We start from the raw sequence: 20,988 nt of genomic DNA, 5'->3' as shown, positions 1-20,988 counted from the left end.
AACATATGAGTGACCCGCTTGAACGTTATCATTGCCAGATGGCTTTACCCGGATTTGGTGTTTCTTCCCAGGAATTACTTAAAAAAGCTAAAATTCTGATAGTAGGTATGGGCGGATTGGGCTGTCCTTCGGCACAATATCTTGCTTCTTCAGGTATAGGGACAATTGGTCTTGCGGATGATGATACAGTCTCAGAAAGCAATCTGCACCGCCAGATTTTATATGCTCCGGAAGATATTGGAAAATCAAAAGTTGACATTGCCGCTACAAAATTACAACAACAAAATCCATCGGTAAAAATCATTCCTTTCAATTTTCGGGTAACTTCCGAAAATGTAATGGATTTGATTTCAGACTTTGATTTAATCATTGAAGGAACTGATAATTTTGAAACAAAATGTTTGCTGAATGACGCTTGTGTTTTATCTGGAAAACCGTTGGTTTACGGAGCAATTTATCAATATGAAGGCCAGGTAAGTATCTGGAATGTTATACAGAAAGACGGTACTTACTCTCCCAATTACCGTGATGTTTTTCCGAATGCGGAAGAATCACAGGTTCCGAACTGCAGAGAAGGCGGCGTGCTTCCTACGCTGGCAGGAATTGTAGGATGTATGCAGGCTAATGAAGCTATAAAATATTTTACAAATCCCGAAGATTCACTGGCTGGAAAACTCTGGATGATGAATGTTCTGAATGGCAAAACGCAGATTATTAAATTAAGAAAAACTTCTGTGCAGATTACAGCTTTACCTCAGGCTGTTGATACCATTACGTTTGAGCAGCTGATGCAGAAGAAAGATCATTTTGAAATCATAGATGTCCGTACATCGCAAGAGCATGAACAGTTTAATATAGGAGGAATTAATCTTCCTGCAGAAGAATTACAGAATCATTCAGATTATATTTCGGGTTGTTCAAAACCTATTCTGGTTTATTGTCAATCCGGGAAGCGAAGTACAGAAGCGGTAAGAAAAATAAAAAAGAGCTTTCCTGAAAAGAAAGTATTTTCTTTAAAAGACGGCATTCAAAAAATACAATAAATACTTCTTAATTTAAAATCATTCAGAAGTAATAATCATCTTCTTTTTTAAGCATCAATCAATAATATTCTGAGTCATTTTCTGCGAAACAGCAATATGTTCTCCCACCATCTCATGAATGGTCTCATCAATCATAATACACATACTGTTCAAGGCTAAATCATTCGCATCCGTTCCAAAAGGCTCCTCAATTTCATCTGCAATCGCTTCAAATGCAACAAATGTATAAGCTACAAATACGACAATAAGAGGCGTAAACCATCCCAGCGAATCTACAAGACCGAAAGGCAGCAAAAAACAATAAATATACACCGTTCGATGCAACAGAACACGGTAACTGTAAGGAATCGGGGTAGAAACTAATCTTTCACAACCTCCTAAAATATCAGAAAGCTTATCAAAATTCTCATCAAAACGCGCCTGTTGGATGGAATCCAAGAAACCTTCATCTTTTGCTTTCTGAGCCCATTCTGCAAGCAACCGCATAATAACTGTAGGCTTATATTTTGATCCTGCAACAATTTTCAGCTGGTCTTCATTAAGCCTTAATTTTAAATCTTCATAAGCATCTGTTCCTCTAAGTTGATGTTTCAGCGCAAAAACAAAGGAACTAAGTAAGTTAACAAAGCTATGGACAGAAATTGTATCGTTCTTTATATTGCTTAGAGTCATTGCCTGTCGAGTCAATGCACGTGTAGTATTCAACAAGGCACCCCATAATTTTCTTCCTTCCCAAAATCTGTCATAACTGGCATTATTTCTAAACCCGAGGAATAAGGCAAGTACAAAGCCAAACAGCGTCAGTGGCGCAGGATTTAACGGAACTTTAAATGAGAGTATTATTCCATGAAAATAAGTCACCAATAAAGAAAGGATTAAAAGCAATCCCAAACGGGGAAGCAAAGCAGGCAAAACAGAACCGTGCCACACAAAAAGCATTCTGAACCAGTGTTCTTTTTTTCTTATGATCATTACTAAATGATAATTTACTTAAGTAATATGTTTTATGGTTGTTCGAGGCTTGTTCCGGCTGCAGCAATGACATGATCATCAATTCTTTTAAAAATTTCGGGACTATGCTTTCGGATTTTGATACGGACATATTTGGAAGCAGGCATGTTAGCTCCATTAACTACATTATTGATGGATACCAATACATTGGTTTCCGGAAAATAGGTCATAGTACTTTTCTGAGGAATTGGATATTTTACGACAATGAAAAGTGGTGCAATCCTTTCGATTCCGTCATCATAATTGAAAAGGTCTACGTGGTCACCTTCTTTGAGACCGGCCTTTTCAATATCTTTTTCATTCATCATGACAACTCTTCTTTCATTGAAAATCCCACGGTAACGGTCATTCAGACCATACACAACTGTATTGAACTGATCGTGTGTTCTGGTTGTTCCCATCAGATATTCATCATCTGCAAGCGAATTATCCGGCACTGCTGTTATATTGAAAGCAGCTTTTCCCGGAGAAAATTCACTGTTGAAAATACCATCCCTTGGTCCGTTCGGAAGATAAAAACCGCCTTTCTGAACAACCCTTTCGTTATAGTTTTCAAATCCGGGAATACATTGTTCGATATCATTACGAACGGCATCATAGCTGTTGATAAATTTATCCCAATCTACAACAGAACGTTCACCCAAAACTGCTTTTGCCATTCTGCAGGCGACGTGTGTTTCATTGATCAGGTTTTTAGAAATCGGATCCAGAACACCTCTTGACCATTCCACAACACCCATTGAGTTTTCTGTACTTACGTGCTGAAGTTCTCCATTGATCATATCTTTCTCACTCCTGGAAATTACCGGCAAAATAAGGGCTTCTTTCCCATGGATAAGATGATTTCTGTTTAATTTTATAGAAACGATTACAGACATTTCCAGCTTCCGCATTGCTTCTGCCGTAAAGGTTGTATCCGGTGCTGCAGAAAGGAAATTACCTCCCATGCAGAACATAAATTTTACCTTTTCTTCGTGCATCGCTTTCAGGGCATTCACAACATCATAACCGCCTTCTCTCGGAACTTTAAAGCCATAATATTCCTGTAATCTGTCCAGTTGTTCAGTCGTAGGATGGTGGTTAATAAGCAGCGTTCTGTTTCCCTGCACATTACTGTGACCTCGAACAGGACAGCCTCCTCCTCCCTGGATTCCTATGCTTCCTTTCATCAGCAGGAGGTTCACGATATTATAAATCATTTCCACTCCGTTGTGCTGCTGCGTGATTCCCATTCCCCAACAAATGATAATACGTTTTTTTGAGGCAATCATTTGTGCGGCTTCCCTTAGATTTTCAATCGGAATTCCACATTCCTCGGATAAAAAATTGAGGTCATACAATTTTAATTCTTCAACCAATTCATTGAAGCCCGCAGTTTTATTAATGATAAAATCGTGGTCAAGAATTTTTCCCGGATTTTTAGCCTCTTCTTCCAATACCAGAATTTGAAGTGCCTTTAAAAGTGCCATATCTCCATTAATTTTTACAGGAAGATATAAATCCGACAATTCATAAGGCTTATTGAGCAAAGCACGAACTTCCTGAGGATTTCTGAAACCTTTTAATCCGGCTTCAGGAAGCGGATTGATTGCCATAATTTTTGCTCCATTTTTCTTTCCTTTAGTTAATGCGGAAAGCATTCTCGGCGAATTGGTTCCGGGATTCTGACCGATGATAATGATGAGGTCTGTATCATAAAAGTCTTCAAGTTTTACCGTTCCTTTTCCGATACCTATGCTTCTTGAAAGCGCATAACCGGAAGTTTCGTGGCACATATTGGAGCAGTCCGGGAAATTATTAGTTCCAAATTCACGGGCGAACAACTGATATACCCAGGTTGCTTCGTTGCTGGTTCTTCCTGAAGTATAAAATATGGCTTCGTTAGGCGAATTCAAAGCGTTTAATTTTTCGGAAATTTTTGTAAAGGCATTATCCCAACTTATCGGCTGATAATGGGTTCCTCCTTTCGGTAAATACATAGGCTCCACGATTCTTCCTAACTGGCTGATTTCAAAATCCGTCAGTTTTGCTAAATCATAAACCGAATTTTCTCTGAAAAACGCTGCATCTATCTTTTTTGAGGTAGCTTCTTCTGCTAAGGCCTTTGCTCCGTTTTCACAGTATTCACCCAATCTGGAACGTTCATCATCCGGGTCGGGCCATGCACAGCTTGGGCAATCGAAACCATCAAACTGATTCATACTGAAAAGAGCTCTTCCTCCACGAAGAACCGAGGCATTGAGAACCAACTGGTCCAATGAATGGATAACAGCAGGAACACCAGCTGCCCAAGCTTTTGGCGGTTTCAGTTTCAAATCCAGCAATTTATATGGAGGTTCTGCAGAAGGTAATCTACTACCCTCTTTTATTTTATCGAATGAATCTTTGTTTTCCATGATTTCTAAATTTTAAAAAATGAAAAAATTAGCATTTTATATTCGGATTGGGATAATTGTCGCTTTGGTCTTCCAACGTATTATCAATACAAACAAAATCTTTTTCTACTAAAAGCTTTACCAATCCTGATTGTCCATCAAAACCTACCCTGTCTGTGGAAATCCACTCATTTATCATAGCTTTAGGCATTTTCAGTACAATTCTGTTTTCGATGAAAACCGCTGAAAGCTCTTCGTTGTCCGTTGTTTCGATAGAATAAATAAACGGACGGTCTACAAATTGTGTAAAGCTTGAGATGACTCCGTTTTGTCCTAATTCTGCAACTTCAGACTGGGTCAAACGGAATCGTATTGAGTTGTCTTTAATTCTTATTTTCATAACAAATTTTCAATTTTAAAATGGCTGCCTGAATGGTAAATATTAAACCTATTATCCCGGAGAAAGCCTAACAAAGTGATATCAAATTCTTTTGCCAGATCTACTGCAAGGCTGGATGGCGCTCCTATTGCTGCAACAATCGTAATTCCTGCCATTGCTGCTTTCTGGATGAGCTCGAAACTGGCTCTTCCGCTTAGAACCAAAATTTTATTGTCGAGAGGAAGTAAATCTGCTGATAATGCATATCCTATAATTTTATCTAACGCATTATGCCTTCCTACATCTTCACGCAGTGCCAAAAGATTGCCTTCCAGGTCAAAAATGCCGGAAGCATGAATACCGCCCGTAGCACTGAAATTATTCTGAAACGACTGCAGCTTTTCAGATAGTTGATACAGAGTTTCCAGGGAAATTTCTGTGTTTTGTTTTGTATGATTATGGAAAGTGCTTACTGTTCTTATGGATTCTATGGATCCTTTTCCACATACACCACAGCTGGAAGTGGTATAAAAATTTCGGTCGGCTTTCATAAGCTCAGGAATACAACCTTCTGTAAGTTCAACAATAACAATGTTTTCGCTGTTTCTGGAGCATTCTGTCTCCGGAAAATATATGCTTTTAACCTGTTGATGGCTGGAAATAATTCCTTCTGTAAACAGAAAACCGATAGCAAGCTCTGCATCATTTCCGGGAGTCCGCATGGTTACAGAGATGTTTTTAGACTCTTTTTTATCTGCTAAATGATAAGCAACCCTTATTTCCAAAGGTTCTTCAACAGAAACATCATCCGTATAATGAAAACTGTCATTGTCTTTAACTTTGACGATTTCTATCTGCTTTACCGATTTATTTGATAACAGATGGGCTTTCATAATTTAATAATTGATACATAAAGGTACAAAATTTTACTCCTCAAACTACGGGTGTGCAGAAACCCATTCTTCTCCGTCCTCAAAAATTTCTTTTTTCCATATGGGAACGGTCTTTTTAATATTTTCAATCATAAAGCTGCATGCATCGAAAACAGCATTTCTATGCCCGTCACTCACCACGATGATCACAGCAGCATCGCCTGGAAATAAAATTCCGGTACGGTGATGAACTACAATATTTTTTACCAAAAATAAAGAAATGGCTTTATCCGTTATTTTCCGTATTTCCTTAATTGCCATAGATTCATAGCATTCATATTCCAAGCGGGTAACAGATTTACCTTTGGTGTGATTTCGTACTGTTCCTACAAATGATGCCATTCCTCCGCATGCAGGATCGGATGCAAGGCTAAAGCAATCCGTAAGATCCAGTATATTCTCTGTTATTTTTATATCAACCATATCTTTTATCCGCCGCTTACCGGAGGAATTATTGCTATTTCGTTAGAGACTGTTACTATCTGATCGTCCTCCGCATATTCATCGTCAACGGCAATAAAATAGGATTTTAATCTCTTCAGTTCCGGAAAATCTTTTTCCAGAAGCTCCTTGAGTGCTTTGACGCTTGCCCCTTCGTTTATTTCTATTTCTTTTTCTGATGTTCCGAAAATATCTTTCGTTATTCCGAATGCTAATATTTTAAGTATCATTTTTAACTTTAACTAATTACCAATATTTTATTAAAACATTTATCCCGGCTACCAAAACCAGGACAGCTGTCATTCTTTTGATGACCAAAGGATTCCATTTCAGGGACATCCTGGAACCTATCTGTCCGCCAATGAATACGGCAAAACACAAACTAAGAATTCTGAAATAATCCATATCTGCAGATAATTTGGACAATTGTCCGAAAATCCCTGATACTGAATTTACCAATATAAAAACACTTGATGCTGCTGCAACTTTTCGTGGGGTATCCCATTTCATGAGGTTTAATAGAGGGGAAAGAAAAATTCCGCCGCCAATTCCCACCAATCCTGATAAAAATCCGATTCCCCCTCCTAAGAATCCGTTTTTGAACGGAGAGACTTTTGCATATTCTGAGGGGGATTCGCCATTTTTTGTTTCCGTCTTGATCCAAAGCAACAATGCTGCAATGATTAAAGTAACACCTAATATCAGAAAAAAAGTTTCCTGACTTATTTTTAAAACAGCTCCCAGATACGCCATAGGAACACTTACAATGGTAAGCGGAAGTATTTTCTTCCAATCAGTCTGCTTATTTTTGATGTAAATAAATACACCTCCTATTACCACAATAACATTACATATAAGTGCTGTTAACCGTATTTCCTGATAAGGAAGACTATACATTGCCAGAACTGCAAGATAACTAGATCCTCCACCAAATCCTACTGAAGAATAAATGAAAGCGATGATTAAAAAAAACAAAAAGATTTCCCAATGCCCCATATATCTGCGGAATTAAATTTCTTACAATAATACTCATTTTTAGGGCGTCATACGAAGGTATAATAAAAAGTTTCTACCGTAATTTGTGAGAAGAATATTCTGAATTGTTTATTTTATAAAAGCAACCTCACCATCCCAACAGCATTTATTAAATTTGATAAATAAAAACTGATATACCCATCTCAATGAATATACTCAGTAAAGTATAGAGCTAGTCAAAACCAACTCTACACTTAATATTCTAACATTCCAATTAAAAAATAAAAGATTATAAATCAAAAAAAACACTCGTAAAATCCAATTAAGATTAGCAGCCAAGGAGTTCGAGGATAATCCTGCCAAGCCATATGAAGACTTACTGGAAACAATGAGTCTTTTTTGTTTTTGCCCAGCTCCTGGTAAAAGTCAGTCTTTTAGTAAACAATTAAAAAAAAATCTAAAACTATGATTATTAAACAAGTATGTTTGATCAAAAAGTATTCACTAAAAATTAATTAAAAATTATTCTTTATTTTATTTTTTTATTTCAAAAAATATTATACCTTTGCAACCGCAAAAACGAAGTAAAATTCGTTATTGATGACACCTTCGGGGCGTAGCGTAGTCCGGTCATCGCGCCTGGTTTGGGACCAGGAGGTCGCAGGTTCGAATCCTGCCGCCCCGACTGTTTTAGTAGTTTTCTCAAAATTACTTAATGGGTGCGTAGCTCAGCTGGATAGAGCATCTGCCTTCTAAGCAGACGGTCAAAGGTTCGAATCCTTTCGCGCTCACTTAAAGACTTACTGGATACAGTGAGTCTTTTTTGTTTTTATTACTTAATCTTAAATCGCTCAATTTAAACTATAGCACTTTATTGTAAACGCAAATTTAAAGGAGGCTAAGAGTTAATCAATTTCATTGATTTTTTCTAAGCGGACGCATAGCAGGAAGTTTTATTTTATGAAATCTGAAGAACAAATTATTTATTTTTCTACAATTTGACAAAATTTGTTTTTTTGTCGAAAATAGTTTATTTTTGTACTCACAATTTCAGATAATTTTCAGACAATGTCATCTCACACAGAACAAGATCAGCTTTCACAACAAATCCTGGAGACCGCTTCAGGACTGTATTTGAAGTATGGTTTAAAGAAGGTGACAATGGATGATATTTCAAAAGCAGTTGGGAAAAGCAGAACTTCAATTTATTATTATTATAAAAACCGGGAGGAAGTGTTTCAGGCGGTTTTGGAAAATCTGATCAAGGAAGTTATTTCTGAGATTGATTCCAATATGAGGAAGAAAAATACTTTTGAAGGAAAAATTCAGGAGTTTTGTATGGCTAAAGTAAAAACATCGGAAGAGAGATCCTCATTTTTCAGAGCTATAGAAGCTGGAATGGACAATGAAGAGAAGTCAAAGCACATCACCGATGCCCACAACCGAATGATGGAGGCAGAAAGAAATCTTCTGCTTAATTTATTTTCAGCGAACATTAACAGTGGTGACATTCCAAAGGTTTCCACCGAAGAACAGGAAACCATCATCTTTATTCTACAGAGCAGCATCAGGGGAATAAGGCGCGAGATGAGTTTAAAAAACAATTTTGAAAACTTAAACAGTACAGTGAACACTCTAACCTCAATGGTTATTAAACATATTGGCTAAAAATTTTTTATTTCAATTTTGACACTTTTACATTATTTGTCAAATAGTCTATTTACAAAAATGAACAAATTAAGCAATATCAGTACATTCCGGGCTTTCAGAAGTACCAATTATACGTTATATTTTTTCGGGCGTTCTGTCTCTCAATTTGGAACGTGGATGCAGCGTACAGCAGTGGTTTGGGTTGTATACAGTATGACTCAATCTGCTTTTATGCTGGGACTCACCATTTTTGCAGAACAATTCCCTTCATTTTTATTTTCAGCGTTCGGCGGTGTTGCTGCAGACCGGTATAACCGGTATAAAATTATACAGATCACTCAAATTTTATCATTAATACAAGCATCTCTGCTAGCTTTCCTGGTAATGACGGGACATCAGAATATATGGAGTTTCATTGTCCTCAGTGTTTTTCTAGGCATCATCAATGCTTATGATATTCCGGCACGACAGGCTATGATTAATGAAGTGGTAACGGATGACGAAGACCTTCCAAGTGCTCTTTCTCTAAGTGCAGCCATGGCAAGTATTGCTAAGTTGGCGGGTCCTGCCCTTTCCGGAATTATCCTCCAAAAATTCGGAGCGGGAACATGTTTTCTTATCAATGCAGCCAGTTTTGCAGCAGTAATGCTTTCGATTTCTATGATGAAGATAAAGATCATTCCGAAAAAAACAGCTAAAAAAGGAACTTTTACAGAATTAGCTGAGGGTTTCAGGTATCTGAAAAAAGAACCATCTATCAGTCTGGTCATCATCATGCTGAGTATTACAGGCTTGCTGATTTTACCTTATGATACGTTAATTCCTGTTTATGCAAAGGAAATTTTCAAAGGTGATGCTAAGACATTCGGTTATATATCCAGTTTCATTGGGATTGGGGCGGTTCTCGGAACGGTATTTTTGGCTTCGCTGAAGAAAGGAGCATCCATGAGGAATATTCTTATTCTGAGTACAGCTATTCTGAGTATTGGACTGATCTGTTTTTCATATGCTACCAATTTCTACTGGTCTATGTTCTTTGCTGCGCTCACAGGATTAGGTGGTGTTGCACAGTTTACTACCTGTAATATTATTGTCCAGTCTGAAGTGATTCCTGAGATGCGTTCAAGAGCGATCAGTATTTTATTGACTGCCATATTCGGGATGCTGCCTTTGGGAAGTGTGCTTATCGGGTTTGTTTCAGAAAAAATAGGAGCACCAAAAACCCTGTTGATGGAAGGAATTGCGGGAATTTTAGTTGCTGTGGTCTTCAGACGTTTATTATTTAAAAAGAATAAAACAAAAGCAGTGAACCACCAACTTTTAGAAGAATCTGAGGAACAATTTATTAATAAAGTGTAATTAAAATGGAAAACACAAAAACAGCATTATTGGTGATGGACATGCAGTCATCAATACTAAGTAACGTACATGATACACAAGAACTGTTATCTAATGTCAAAGAGGCTATTAAAATTGCCAGAAACCGCCAAATTCCGGTTATTTATATTACAGTAGGGTTCAGACAAGGAATGCCGGAAATAAGCTCCAAAAATAAAGCATTTTCAGTAATTAAACAGCATATGGCAAATGTGGATATGAAAGACTGGATGGCTATTCATCCTGAACTTACTCCTAAAGAGCAGGATATCGTGATTACCAAGAAAAGATTCAGTGCTTTTACAGGAAGTGACCTGGAAGTTATTCTCCGCGGACTTGATGTTCAGCATTTAATACTGACAGGAGTATCTACCAGCGGTGTTGTTTTATCTACAGTGAGAGAAGCTTCAGATAAAGATTATCAATTGACAGTGATTGAAGATTGCTGTAAAGACGGTGACGAAGGAGTACATAACATGCTGATGAATAAAGTTTTCCCAAGACAGGCCGACGTTATTAAGATCAATGACTGGTTGCAGGGATAAAAATTTATACATTTATTTTTCAACATTCTTATAAAAAAACCGCTTTATCTACTTACAGCGGTTTAATATATTGAAATACATATTATTTCAGTTTATAAGAACTTCCGTTCCAAAGATAGGTTTTGGAAGAGCTTTTCTTCTTCTCTCTGTCTTTCTCATCCACTTCCATGTCTTCCACTTTTAGGATAAATGCGTTGGATATTCCTCCTTTATCATTGGGAAAAACATATTCTTCGCTATGATAAAAAGCACCGGCATCACCCACATTCGTTAATTGTGGAAGGGTAATCAGTTTTTTATCCTTAAAAAGAACGTACTGATCATAGCTTGCAATTCCACAGGCTTCTCCGGAAACCATTGCTTTCAGGGTAAATTCAACGTTCTGCAGTTTGTGGCTGCTTTCTATATTAAACGCCGCTGACCTCAGCTCCTCCCCTCTTCCTGTATCAAAATATACCTCATCAATGAGTGTATTTCCTTCCATTACTTTTATTCCGGCAATGTTCTGTTTTTCAATCTCATTGTATTCTTTATTCTTTCTGTCAATTGTTTTGGAAAGTCCAAAGAGAAAATCATAGCCGTTTTTGTTACGGTACCCTACACAGAGGTTACCTCCCCAGACATATCCTTCCAATGTATTCTCTCCTTTCTGATAAGAGATTTTATACCAATTGGCCGCTCTTTCTCCCAATTTCAGGACTGTTTCTTCTTTTTTAAGAATTACCACCTGCTGATTGGCCTGTAACGAATCTACAATCTGAGTATTGACTCCTGGATCCAGTCTAACGCGGGTCCAGTCTGTAAAGATTTTCTGCGTTTTATTTTCTTCAAAACCAAAGATTCCATCTGCATATACTTCACTTTCCTGTGCTGTAAATAACTGCAGCATTAGCAAAAGTAAAGCTGTCCATAAAGTTTTCATATTTGTATTTTGTTTTTTGGTATTATTTTTCAAGAAGTAAGCTTACCCATTCTTCACGCTGTAACTGTTTTTTCAGCTCAAGTCCGCTTTCTTTACATACTTCCAGAATATCATCTACATCAAAGAAACATAGTCCTGAAAGTAATAATTTTCCACCGTCATTCAATACTGAAACATAAGTCGGAATATCTGAAATCAGGATATTTCTGTTGATATTGGCTAAAATAACATCAAAATTCTCTTTTCCTAGGTTTTCAGCAGTTCCCTGTTCAATATCCAGTTCCACGTTGTTTCTTACTGCATTTTCTTTTGAGTTTTCTACTGACCATTCATCAATATCGATAGCTTTTGTATCTCCTGCTCCCTGCTGTTTTGCATAGATTGCCAATACAGAAGTTCCGCATCCCATATCCAATACCTTTTTACCATTGAAGTCAATGTCCATCATTTGCTGGATCATCAGGTGGGTGGTAGGGTGATGTCCCGTTCCAAAAGACATTTTAGGCTGAATAATAATTTCATGCATTCCCGGTACAGATTCGTGGAACTCTGCTCTGATCAATACTTTATCATCAATATTAATCGGAGAGAAATTCTTTTCCCATTCTTCATTCCAGTTGATATTAGGCATTTCTTCGAAAGAATATTCGATTTTTACGTTTTCGTTTTCAAAGATCGGAAGTGCTTTCAACTGATCTTCCTGAAACAATTCTGTCTGGATATATCCTAAAATTCCGTCAATTTCTTCTGTAAAGCTGTCAAAACCTATTTCTATAAGTTCTGCCATTAAAATCTCATTCCAAGGCTGCAATGGAGAAATTTTGAAATTGAATTCTAAATAATTTTGCATGTGACTAATTTGCTGCAAAAATACTAATGTTATTACGGTTAAAAAAATGATAGAGGAATTTTTGGCTGAAACCGGGGAGTTTTTTCTGGTTTTTCCCACAGATTACTCAGATGACACAGATCTTTTGAAATGTGAAAATTTCTAAGTTTTGGCTAAAGCCATAAAGTTTGAACAAAAAGAAAGCGGGCTAAAGCCCGCTTCTATTGAATTTTATTATTCAAGGCAGATTAAGAGTTCTTTGTTGACAACCTGAAACTTTAAACCTTGAACTTTAAATTTTAAACCCTTATGGATTCGTAGAGAAAATAGAACCATTTGCGATCAACGCTCTTCTGTTCATTTTTAGAATATCTCTTACCCATTCTGCGAAGTCTTCCGGCTGTAATACTTTATCAGGATTTCCGTCTGTAAGTCCTCCCTGAATGCTCATATCTGAAGCAATGGTACTTGGAGTCAGAGTGATCACACGGATATTTTGCTTTCTCCATTCTGCCATCATCGATTGTGATAAAGATACTACTGCGGCTTTTGAAGCGGCGTATGCGGACATATTCGGACCTCCTTTCAGACCTGCTGTAGAAGCTACGTTTACAATATCACCTTCTCCTTTAGCTTTCATAAACGGGTGAGCTGCTTTTGCTGCGTAATATACCCCGAATAGGTTAGTCTTAATAACCTGCTCCCATGTTTCAGAAGGCATTTCTTCAATACTTCCGAAGTCTCCGATCCCTGCATTGTTGATCAGAATATCAATACCTCCCAATTGCTCCGCCAAAGATTCTATTCCAGCTTTTACCTGAATTTCATTGTCTACAGAAAAAACTGCGTATGCTGAGTTGACTCCCAGTTTCTTGATCTCTTCAACTGTCATTTTAAGATTTTCCTCGTTTCTTCCTGTAATGGCAACATTTACTCCTTCATTGGCTAAAGCTAATGCTACAGCTTTCCCTAATCCTCTTCCACCACCTGTTACGATGGCATTTTTCCCGTTTATATTCATAGTAATAATACTTTTCTTTATACAAAGTTACGAAAGTACATTTTTATGAAGCGGTGAAAACATGGATTTAATTTATATTTTATTAAACCTCTGCAAAAATTAAAACCGGCTTATGAGAACCGGTTTCAAAATCTAAAAAAAGGTATAGTAAAAAAATAAAATGCTTAAGGAATCTGAATTGAATTCTGAACTTCAAATTCTTCTGAAGCAGTGAATTCATTTCCGTACATGTCAACAGCTTTTACCTCAACTTTATGCTTTCCTAATGATAATTTTTTAGGAAAATCTGCTTCCCAGATGTGCTTCGACATTTCAGGATTGGAAGGTCTCCTTCCCGGAAAAATTTTCTCTGTGGCATCCCATTTGAAAACTGAAAGAGCAAAATTTGGATCTATGGTTTCATCATACTCCATTTCTTCCCATTTTCCACCATCTATTCTGTATTCTACCTTATCTTTTTTGCTTCCCATAAAGAAGTTGGCCAATACTTTTGCAGAAGTTCTTGATGTAGGAATCACTTTTGGAACATATAATTTGATCTGATAATCATCCGGTTTTCCAGCTGTTTTGTATTTAACTTTATACTGATTGTCTGCAAAGCTGATGAATGAATATCCTTTTGCCGTTCCGTCTCTCATCGTTGAGGTAGGAAGTCCGGCATCATCCGGTGTTCCTGAATACCAGTCGCCACAAGTGGTCCCTACGTTATATTCATGTAGTTCTTTGATACCGTTCCAGCCTGCTTTTTTACCGTAGAAAATCTGCTGCTGGATGTGTGTATGTGCTGATAGGAGCAATACATTCTGGAAAGGATTTAAGAAATCAAATAATTTCTGACGGTCCGCATTTCTGAAGCTGTCTTCATTGTTATGTTCTAACGGAATATGGAAAGACACCACGATCAGTTTATTTTTATCGACCAATTTCAGGTCATTTTCGACAAACTGAAGCTGATCCTCACGGAATCCGCCCCAATAGCCTTTTCCATCTCTCGGATCGGGATAAAGAATATCATCCAGAATGATAAAATGCACGTTCCCATAATTGAAAGAATAATTGGCAGGACCAAAATTAGATTCAAATGTTTCGTCGGAAAGACGGTCTTCTTTCGCATCATAATTCATGTCATGATTTCCCATTACATTATACCAAGGCAGTCCCACTTCTTTCATCACATCTGCATAAGGCTTTTGAAGGCTTAGGTTATCTCCAACCAAATCTCCCAGGCTGATTCCAAGCACGGCGTTCTTCTTGGTGTTTTTCACTTCGTTTACAATTCCTCTTTTGAAGTAGTCCAGCTCTTTTTCTGTGTAAGGCTGTGGGTCTCCAAAAACAAGGATATCAAAGTTTTTATTTTCGTTTTGCTTATAAAGCGGAAAGTTCAGCTCTTTAGGAAGATCTCCTGTAGCAGCAACTCCTTTGTATTTGAAATCTGCCGGAGATCCTTTTGGTTTATGATGGTAATAGAACTGTGGAAGGTTATTCGCATTTAAAGCAGTCTGGTATCCTGAAGGTTTGATGACAAAAATAGTCTGATCTTCCTGAACCGGAAGACTGTATCGCCCGTTTTTATCAGTAAGAACTACCTGAACACCATTGGAAACAGCTACGCCCTCAACTCCTTTTTCGCGGTTTTCTTTCTTTTGATTTTTGTTGCTGTCTTCGTATACATATCCTGAAGCAGAAGTTTGCGGGAATGCCATTGCTGAAACCAGGATGCAAGGCACTAAAAATTTTATATTGATACTCATTATCTTTTAATCTTTAAATTATTTTCAATTTTTAAATTCGGTTTATTATTTATTCCACCACATTTTTACATTGATGTTGTCTCCTCCCATGGATTGTACTGCTGCGTTATAATTATCCGTATTCATCACCTTTGTAGTGGTAGGATACATGAATCTTACAGGCATCTGTCCTCCGTTCTGAAGCCCTCCGTTATTGGGTAGTACAGGCAGTTTTGTACGTCTGTACTCATACCATTGCTGATGATCCACAAAAAATAAGGAAATGTACTTTTGAAGCATCAGTTTTTGAAGTGAACCATCATAAGCTACATTGTTATTACTGAAATAATTGGCAGGAACTGTTGCTCCCCATTGTTCAATAATTGACTTCACTCCCGTTTCGTAATAGGTCTGCTGATTTCCTGCAATAATTCCTTTGTTAACCAATTCTGCCAGAATAAACTGCACCTCAGAATAGGTCATGATTAAGATCTTCAGCGGTGCTTTTGCCAGGTTTTGGTTAAGGTTAGAAGGCTGATAGTTGAAAGCTGTTCCCAATGCATATCCTGAAGGAGCTCCTTTATAACCAAGATCTTCTCCAGTGGTTGCTTTAGCTTTAGTAAAGAACATACTCATCCTTGGATCATTATTATCTTTCATCGCATTCACAAAGAACTCTCCTGCTGATCTGTACGCCGTAAAATCCTGTGGACGGGCAATTGGTGGCAAGTATGGAGATATTCCGGAAAGCGGTAATACAGCACTGTCCGCATTATTCTGAAAAATAGGGTATTGAGCAGGATTGTTAACTATTTCCTGAATTCTTTCATGTACGTTTACTTCACCGTTTTTGCTCAAGATCCTCGTTAGCAATCTTAATGAAAGAGAGTTACAGAATTTTTTCCATCCTAAAATACCTGTCTGGCTGTTGGTATTGGCATTGTAAAACAAATCTGTTTCTGCTAATGCCTGGTTGGTATTGAATAATGAATTAGCTGTCTTCAGGTCATTTAAAAGCTGGATGTAGATATCTTTCTGTTTGTCATATTTCGGTTTCAAAATATTCTCTTCAATTTTCACAGCTTCAGATAAAGGCACATCTCCGAAAGCATCAGTAAGATTGGAAGCGATCCATGCATTCAGGACCATTGATATCGCCAGATAATTATTATTCTGTTCTTTCGTGGCATATTTTCTAAGGTCGCTTACCTGCTTAAGCCATTTATAAGAGGTATTCCAGTATCCGTTACCACTTTTTTCGTCCATATAATATCTGCTGTAGGTATTTCCTTCATTTGGAAAGTCTAAAGCAATCTGCATGATATCAAAGGTAAAATCATCTGCTCTGTTATAGCCATAACTTGCCATTTCATACTGAATAGGAGCAAGAAGACTTCCCACAGAAGGATCTTTTATTTTGCTGGTATCTGTATTGATTTCTTCAAAGGTTCTGTCACAGGACTGAAGCATAAAAACAGAAGCAGCTAATGTCAGATTTATGATTATTTTTTTCATTTTTTTAAGATTTTAGAATTTAAGATTTAACTGAAAACCGACTGTTCTTGCCGTTGGAAGCTGTCCCATTTCAACCCCTGGAGTAATGGTTGCATTATCCAGCGTAGCGACTTCAGGATCAAACATTGGGAACTTCGTCCACATCCACAGATTTTTTCCGAAAATGGCAAGAGTAAGATCATCTAGACCCAGAGATTTTATGGTCTCTTTCGGGAATGAATAGGCAATTCTTGCATCTCTCAGCTTAATAAAATCTGTACTGAAGCTGTTGGTTTCCACATTGGCTCTTCTATAGTAATCTCCATAATAAGAAGACACCAGTACTCCTTTTATATTTGGGCTGAAAGATCCGTCAGGATTCTGAACAACACCGTCTCCTACAATCATTCCGCCAGGATTGTCTCTTCCCGGAAGGGTAGATTTCAGTTTACCCTGCTCAGACATTTTATGATGTGACTGTGAATACGCAATACCTCCGTACTGCCCGTCAAATGAGAAGCTGACTGTAAAGTTTTTGATCTTGAAATCATTCTGAAGACCGGCTCTCCATTTCGGAAATGCATTTCCTACTTTTTCAATATCTGCAGGTCTTCCCGGAAGTCCGTTATCTCCGTAAATTACTTTTCCGTCCGGAGTTCTTAATAATTTAAATCCATACATATCTCCAAGAGAGCCTCCCACTTCCATTTTATAGAAAACAACATCACCTACGTTGGACACAATTCCGTCAAATCCTTCAGGTAAAGTCATCACTCTGTTTTCGTTGGTAGACCAGTTCCCACCTACTTTCCATGAGAAATTTTCTGTTTTTACAGCAAATACATCTGCTGAAAGTTCAAGACCTCTGTTTCTGATTTTCCCTGCATTGATAACCCTTTTGGAATATCCGCTTTCGGAAGGTAATGAAACAGGGATAATTTGGTTTTCACTGACGTTCTGATAAGCGGTAAGATTCACATTCAACCTGTTTTTGAAAAGGCTGAAATCCATACCTGCTTCAATATTAGTATTTTTCTCAGGTTTAAGGGAAGGGTTATTAAAAGTAGTAGGTGCTACCACACTTCCTGTAATATTACTTGCTGTATAGTAGTTATCCAAAAGATAGGGATCACTGTCTATACCTACTTTTGCCCATGAAGCTCTCAGTTTCCATAGATTCAGGTTATTACTTTTCAGATTAAAAATATCTGATAAAATAAAACTGGTACTTACTGAAGGGTAAAAGAATGATCTGTTCTGTTTTGGAAGTGTAGAACTCCAGTCATTTCGTCCGGTAACATCTACAAATACTTTATTGTCATATCCCAACGTAAGCAATCCGTAAACACTGTCTACATGTTTATCTCTTGGTGCAGGATATTTGACTGGAATAGAAAGAGCATTGGTAAGGCTGTATTCGCCTGCTGTTTTCAATCCGATGGCCTGATAATCAGTCATCAGATATTCATTATAACGGATACTTCCTCCTGCTGATGCTGAAATACTGAATTTATTCCAATCTGCTTTGTAAGAGAATAAAAGGTCATTATTATATTCCTGATTTTTGATAAACTGTTCTCTGTAGAACCCTTTAAGATAGTTTGCAGAACTCCATGGTCTTTTGGTTGTTCTTTTTTCATTCAGAATTTCAATACCTGACCTCAGCATCAAACTGAAATTTTTATTAAACTGATAATCTGCTGTAATGTTTCCTGTAATCGTTTTCTTTCTGACACCATTCAACATTTCGTAAGCGATCATATAAGGATTGTCAATAAAGGAACTAAAAGGATGGATTTGATCAACCTGTCCCTGACCCGGCTTCCAGATCGGCTTATACCATTCAAGATCCACATTGGGATTCTGAAAGATCATGAAATAAGAGATCGACTGGTTGTTGTATCCCGTCGCAGGAAGATTATCACTGGAAGTAGTGTTATAGGCAAATTTTGTAGAGATTTTTAATTTTTTAGTAAGCTGATGTGCAAAAGATAGGGCAAAATTGAATCTGTCAAAGCCGGTATTTGGCATCATCCACTCATTATTAAGGTACGTAAGTGAAGATCTGAAACTTGTTTTGTCGTTTGAGCTTTCTACCGAAATACTGTTTGAGTAGGTAGAACCTGTTTGCCAGAAGCCTTTAATATTATTTTCATAAGGTCTCCACAATTGTCTTTCCTTGCTTTGTCCCACTACATTAGGATCATATTGAAAATAATACTGTCCGGCGAATTTTGGCCCGAAAGCACTACTTGTACCTCCTGTGCTTGGTCCATCTGCGGAAAGCCCATAAGAGTAGTAAAAATTTCCTGCTGTATTGGTTGCCAGAGTTCCCTGTCCGTATTCATACTGCCAGTCCGGCCATTTCAATACGGAATCAAAGCTTGAAGAAGAATTAAAAGTTACTCTCAGCTTTCCGTTCTTTGTTTTTCCGGATTTTGTAGTGATCATTAATGCTCCGTTGGCTGCGCGGGATCCATATAATGCGGCTGCAGAAGCTCCTTTTAATACAGTTACAGATTCAATATCATCCGGATTGATGCTGTTCAGTCCGTTTCCAAGATCAATAGGAACATCTCCTCCGGAACCTGCTCCATAAGCTGCAGTACCGGAACCTGTAGTAGAATTTCCCAATGGAACGCCATCCACTACAATGAGAGCGTAGTTATGATCCATCATAATAGATTTTTCTCCTCTTAAAGTAATTCTGGAAGTTCCAAGCGGCCCTGCTCCGGCAGTCTGAATTTTAAGACCTGCCACTTTCCCTTCCATTGACTGTGCCCAGTTGTTATTCTGGGTTTCTTCAAATGTTTTGGCTTCTACTTTTTCTGCAACATATCCCAAAGCCCTGTCATGTCTCTTGATCCCTAAAGCAGTTACCACCACTTCATCAAGTCCTTTAATCGTGTCTTTTTTAGCTTTCTGCTGAGCTGCCAGATTAACGCTGACGAATCCTAACAGTGACAAAACCAACAGTTTTTGTGTCTCTTTACGCATTTCCTTTTTGTTTGCGCAAAATTAAAGCGACATTACAAGGATGATCTTAACACAGTTTTAACGTTTCTTAAAAATTTATTAAACGATATATTAATCTACCCTTAACAACATTAGATAAACATCTAATTAACAAACAATTAAGTAATTAAGTCTTTTTAATACTATTCTACAGCCATATTTATGTATCTTTATTGTCTTTACTTGAGATAATACTACACAAAATACATAAAAACCTGATTTACAAAACATTAAATAAATATTAATTACGCTATTTTTTTGTTATTTCTTAATATAAGGGGCTTAGCCCTTAAAAAAGAAACAGTCTGCCTTTTATAAAGGGCAGACTGTGTAAATTGTTAATTGTTGCGAATCTGGCGAGAAGTGTTGTAAACCACCCTGTCAAAAATTCTTTGAGTTTTCGCCACCCTTCCGGAGGAGAGGAATGTTTCATTCTTCAGTTGTACTCTTTGTGAGAAATTTTCAACTGTTATTTATTCTTCAACTGATCAGGAATATTGGTTGTTACAAACCCGATTCCTTGCTTTTTCAATTCATCATATACGGCAACGTCATTTACGGTCCATGAATTGGTAATTAATCCCAATGCTTTTGCATCAGCAATCCAGGTAGGGTTTTTCTGGAAAACACTGTAGTGATAATCCATACCATCCAATCCCTCTTTTTTGATCTGCTCAGGAGACAGTTCTCCATTCAGATACTGAACTTTAAAGGAAGGTGCCTGTTTTTTGATCTCTTTACAGATATTAAGGCTGAAAGAAATAAACTCACTCTGAGATTCCAGCTTCATATCTTTGATCATTTTGATTGTTTTCTGCGTGATCTCATTTTCAATTTCCGGAGTCTTGGCTGGTTTGATCTCAACGATCAGCTTCAGAGCTTTATCTTTTTTTCCCTGTTTCAAATAGTCTTTTAATGTGGGAAAGTTTTCTCCATTGGATAATTTCAATGCTTCCAGTTCTTTGAATGTAGCTTCAGAAATTTCCATTTTACCATGATGTTCATCGTGATTGACCACCAATACACCATCTTTTGTCATTCTTACATCAAATTCAGACCCATATATTTTTAATTTCTGGGCATTTTCCAATGATTGAATTGAGTTCTCCGTTGTAGGAGGCTGAGCCTGGAAATATCCTCTATGGGCAATGATCTGGGTTTGTGCTTTCATCATAACTGTACTTAAAACTGCTAACCCTAAGATAAAATTTTTCATAATATAATTTAAATTATTAAAAATAAAGTCGTG

General features: G+C 37.4%; 18 protein-coding genes and 2 tRNA genes. 6 read left to right on the top strand and 14 right to left on the bottom strand.

Annotated features, from left to right (window positions below; translation table 11 throughout):
- The first annotated feature begins 5 nt into the window (after positions 1-5).
- Positions 6-1,043, top strand: a complete 1,038-nt coding sequence (locus KIK00_RS20695) for a HesA/MoeB/ThiF family protein (RefSeq protein ID WP_255814164.1) — start codon at positions 6-8, stop codon at positions 1,041-1,043.
- Positions 1,044-1,097: 54 nt separating this feature from the next.
- On the opposite strand, the gene KIK00_RS20690 is transcribed toward KIK00_RS20695, so the two are convergent.
- From KIK00_RS20690 to KIK00_RS20660, 7 genes are read right to left on the bottom strand one after another with little or no spacing between them, the layout of a single operon-like run.
- Positions 1,098-2,015 carry a bestrophin family protein gene (locus tag KIK00_RS20690; protein WP_255814163.1) on the bottom strand — a complete coding sequence of 306 codons (918 nt, stop codon included), beginning with the start codon at positions 2,013-2,015 and terminating at the stop codon, positions 1,098-1,100.
- A gap of 32 nt (positions 2,016-2,047) precedes the next feature.
- Positions 2,048-4,450 (bottom strand): FdhF/YdeP family oxidoreductase, encoded by a 2,403-nt coding sequence (locus tag KIK00_RS20685; protein ID WP_255814162.1) that lies wholly within the window; start codon positions 4,448-4,450, stop codon positions 2,048-2,050.
- Between the two features lie 28 nt (positions 4,451-4,478).
- Entirely contained in the window at positions 4,479-4,829 is a 351-nt protein-coding gene (locus tag KIK00_RS20680) for a hypothetical protein (RefSeq protein WP_255814161.1), read from the bottom strand.
- Positions 4,826-5,701: a formate dehydrogenase accessory sulfurtransferase FdhD gene (gene fdhD, locus KIK00_RS20675; RefSeq protein ID WP_255814160.1), complete on the bottom strand. Its 876-nt coding sequence runs from the start codon at positions 5,699-5,701 to the stop codon at positions 4,826-4,828. Before fdhD ends, KIK00_RS20680 begins: the two co-directional genes overlap by 4 nt.
- Before the next feature lie 45 nt (positions 5,702-5,746).
- A complete protein-coding gene (locus KIK00_RS20670; RefSeq protein ID WP_255814159.1) occupies positions 5,747-6,163 on the bottom strand; it encodes a molybdenum cofactor biosynthesis protein MoaE in 417 nt (138 codons plus the stop codon).
- A 5-nt stretch (positions 6,164-6,168) separates the two neighbouring features.
- Complete coding sequence (locus tag KIK00_RS20665) at positions 6,169-6,411, bottom strand: MoaD/ThiS family protein (RefSeq protein WP_255814158.1); 243 nt, start codon at positions 6,409-6,411, stop codon at positions 6,169-6,171.
- Between the two features lie 16 nt (positions 6,412-6,427).
- Positions 6,428-7,177, bottom strand: coding sequence for a sulfite exporter TauE/SafE family protein (locus KIK00_RS20660; protein ID WP_255814157.1), 750 nt, complete (start codon positions 7,175-7,177; stop codon positions 6,428-6,430).
- A 589-nt stretch (positions 7,178-7,766) separates the two neighbouring features.
- Here KIK00_RS20660 and KIK00_RS20655 point away from each other — a divergent pair.
- From KIK00_RS20655 to KIK00_RS20635, 5 genes are all read left to right on the top strand, one after another.
- Positions 7,767-7,841: transfer RNA gene (locus KIK00_RS20655), tRNA-Pro, on the top strand.
- 32 nt (positions 7,842-7,873) lie between these two features.
- Positions 7,874-7,947, top strand: a tRNA-Arg gene (locus KIK00_RS20650).
- Between the two features lie 277 nt (positions 7,948-8,224).
- Entirely contained in the window at positions 8,225-8,824 is a 600-nt protein-coding gene (locus KIK00_RS20645) for a TetR/AcrR family transcriptional regulator (RefSeq protein WP_255814156.1), read from the top strand.
- Positions 8,825-8,884: 60 nt separating this feature from the next.
- Positions 8,885-10,165, top strand: coding sequence for an MFS transporter (locus tag KIK00_RS20640; RefSeq protein ID WP_255814155.1), 1,281 nt, complete (start codon positions 8,885-8,887; stop codon positions 10,163-10,165).
- 5 nt (positions 10,166-10,170) lie between these two features.
- A complete protein-coding gene (locus KIK00_RS20635; protein ID WP_255814154.1) occupies positions 10,171-10,728 on the top strand; it encodes a cysteine hydrolase family protein in 558 nt (185 codons plus the stop codon).
- Positions 10,729-10,810: 82 nt separating this feature from the next.
- Here the strand turns inward: KIK00_RS20635 and KIK00_RS20630 are convergent, their stop codons facing one another.
- From KIK00_RS20630 to KIK00_RS20600, 7 genes are all read right to left on the bottom strand, one after another.
- The gene (locus KIK00_RS20630; RefSeq protein ID WP_255814153.1) at positions 10,811-11,650 is read right to left on the bottom strand and encodes an SH3 domain-containing protein; all 840 of its coding nucleotides are present in this window, start codon (positions 11,648-11,650) and stop codon (positions 10,811-10,813) included.
- A 22-nt stretch (positions 11,651-11,672) separates the two neighbouring features.
- Positions 11,673-12,500 (bottom strand): 50S ribosomal protein L11 methyltransferase, encoded by an 828-nt coding sequence (prmA, locus tag KIK00_RS20625; protein ID WP_255814152.1) that lies wholly within the window; start codon positions 12,498-12,500, stop codon positions 11,673-11,675.
- Positions 12,501-12,786: 286 nt separating this feature from the next.
- Positions 12,787-13,500: a 3-ketoacyl-ACP reductase gene (locus tag KIK00_RS20620; RefSeq protein ID WP_077415804.1), complete on the bottom strand. Its 714-nt coding sequence runs from the start codon at positions 13,498-13,500 to the stop codon at positions 12,787-12,789.
- A 164-nt stretch (positions 13,501-13,664) separates the two neighbouring features.
- Positions 13,665-15,251 (bottom strand): calcineurin-like phosphoesterase C-terminal domain-containing protein, encoded by a 1,587-nt coding sequence (locus KIK00_RS20615; protein ID WP_255814150.1) that lies wholly within the window; start codon positions 15,249-15,251, stop codon positions 13,665-13,667.
- Between the two features lie 45 nt (positions 15,252-15,296).
- Positions 15,297-16,745 carry a SusD/RagB family nutrient-binding outer membrane lipoprotein gene (locus tag KIK00_RS20610; RefSeq protein WP_255814149.1) on the bottom strand — a complete coding sequence of 483 codons (1,449 nt, stop codon included), beginning with the start codon at positions 16,743-16,745 and terminating at the stop codon, positions 15,297-15,299.
- A 12-nt stretch (positions 16,746-16,757) separates the two neighbouring features.
- Positions 16,758-19,721, bottom strand: coding sequence for a SusC/RagA family TonB-linked outer membrane protein (locus KIK00_RS20605; protein WP_255814148.1), 2,964 nt, complete (start codon positions 19,719-19,721; stop codon positions 16,758-16,760).
- Between the two features lie 487 nt (positions 19,722-20,208).
- Positions 20,209-20,955: a glycerophosphodiester phosphodiesterase family protein gene (locus KIK00_RS20600; protein WP_255814147.1), complete on the bottom strand. Its 747-nt coding sequence runs from the start codon at positions 20,953-20,955 to the stop codon at positions 20,209-20,211.
- Between the last annotated feature and the right edge of the window lie 33 nt (positions 20,956-20,988).

The organism is Chryseobacterium sp. MA9 (genome assembly GCF_024399315.1).
GTDB lineage: Bacteria > Bacteroidota > Bacteroidia > Flavobacteriales > Weeksellaceae > Chryseobacterium.
This window is presented reverse-complemented; position numbering and strand designations above follow the sequence as displayed.